At 45.3% G+C, this 1,916-nt stretch carries 1 protein-coding gene; it reads left to right on the plus strand.

The genetic code is table 11. The features are described 5' to 3' along the window. Positions 1 to 312 precede the first annotated feature (312 nt). Complete coding sequence (locus tag DL88_RS18230) at positions 313 to 1,806, plus strand: serine protease (RefSeq protein ID WP_034999408.1); 1,494 nt, start codon at positions 313 to 315, stop codon at positions 1,804 to 1,806. The last annotated feature ends 110 nt before the right edge of the window (positions 1,807 to 1,916 follow it).

Consider the following 1,916-nt stretch of genomic DNA (forward strand, 5'->3'; position numbering starts at 1 on the left):
GCCTGCTCCTTCCTCGGCATCCTCTGTCTCGCCGCAACCAATGAATGGATCAAGCGCTAACACACCCTAAAGCCACGATTTATAAGTGTAAGCAAACTTTGAAAAGTTTGCTTAGTCCAAAGCAAGCCTATGAGCCGCATCCGCCTGCCAAAGCTGAATAATCCGGGCTGGACAAGCAACTTTGCGATTGCCATATTCAGATCCAACAAGAGTATGACCGTCATCAATAACAGGACTTAGATATATTTCTGATAACAATAAAAATGAATATTTGTAAAGTATAATGATACTGCTTTATGTATTGGTGCCATCATGCTGCATTATTTTAGAGTAAATTTTCTCGTCCTTTTGAATTTGCTTGTCGTTCTTAATGCGAATGCTGCACCGACGAGGCCGTTTGGTTATGAGAAAGCTGAAGAGGCTTTTCAAACAAATTTCGATTTACAACAACGCATTCTGGTGCAAGTGCTTCTGATTGCAGCAGGTTACACAAATTTCGTCCCCAGTGAGAATTTTAATCCACATATTTTCAAGTTTATTCAAAACTTTCAGAATGATAATGGGCTACCATCAAATGGGGTGATCGATAAGCAAGAGCTGAATAAGCTTTTCGTGACTGCCTCTCCTATGCTCAATCTTTGGGGCTTCAAAAAGATCAACCATCCGACTCGTGGCATTCCGCTATGGATTCCATTGGGATTAGGGTTGACCGTCGATCGCAATCCGTATGGTCTTCACTATACTGATCCTCAGCGCAGAGTGATCCTTGATTTTACGACCGTTCCCAATCTTTTTATCGGTGTGAATTTCGAGACCTTAGTCAACAGCCAGATCGCGGCAGGCAGCACTATTCATTACAAAGTCATCAAAGATGGCTGGTTCGTCATTTCCTTGACGACATCCGATGGCATTGATGCTTACCTCCGTTATCATCAAGATAGGAGAAATGTTACCGGCTTTTCATTGTATTGGAATAATGCCAATGGCAATGTTCATGGCGAACGTATTGCTATATTGATGTCTGCTTCTCTTAGATCCGCGATGTCGGGTGCCCCCTATATTGATCCCCCTGCCGAAGTCCCTCGACCGGTTGTCGATACTGTAGCGAGCCCGCCATTGCCGGTCGTTGCACCATCTTCTGTATCACCACCATCCCCACCTCCTCCTTCGAAACCTGCGGAGTCCCTGATTTCTACGGGAAGTGGTTTCTTTGTCGCTCAAGACGGCACATTGGTCACAAATGCCCATGTTATTGAGAATTGTTCAAAGGCAATTGTTAAGACCAGTGATGGTACCATTAACGATGCACAGATCGTTGCTCGTGATACAATGAACGATTTGGCGATATTGAAAGTAAACAAAACGCCCCCCAGAATAGCCGCGCTTCGGATTGGCGTTCGACTTGGTGAGAGTGTTGCCGTTTTCGGCTTCCCTCACAGCGAGATTCTCGCTACCTCAGGCAATTTTACGCTTGGTAATATCACGGCTTTGAGCGGCTTGGGAGATGATAGCCGTTTTTTCCAAATTTCGGCACCCGTTCAGGCCGGCAATTCAGGTGGTCCCCTATTGGACCAGAACGGCAATCTTATCGGTATCGTGGCGGCGAAACTCAATGCTCTGAAAGTTGCCCTGCAGGATGGCGATCTGCCTCAAAACGTCAATTTCGCGATTAAAGCCACTATATTAGCGGCTTTTCTCGACTCCAATCGAATATCGATTCAGCAGGGAACGGAAACAAAGCCAATGAACCCTGCAGATATTGCGGATGAAGCAAGAGAGATGAGTGTGTTTGTTGTTTGTCAATAGCTTATTCGAATGGTTTAGGTCATAGACCCATAAAATTGGTTTCTTGAAAGCTTGCTGTCTGCTTCACTCTTTTCGAGGAGATTAAGTCGATGGCTCGCTTTGACCTGACG

Source organism: Beijerinckia mobilis, assembly GCF_000745425.1.
GTDB classification, from domain to species: domain Bacteria; phylum Pseudomonadota; class Alphaproteobacteria; order Rhizobiales; family Beijerinckiaceae; genus Beijerinckia; species Beijerinckia mobilis.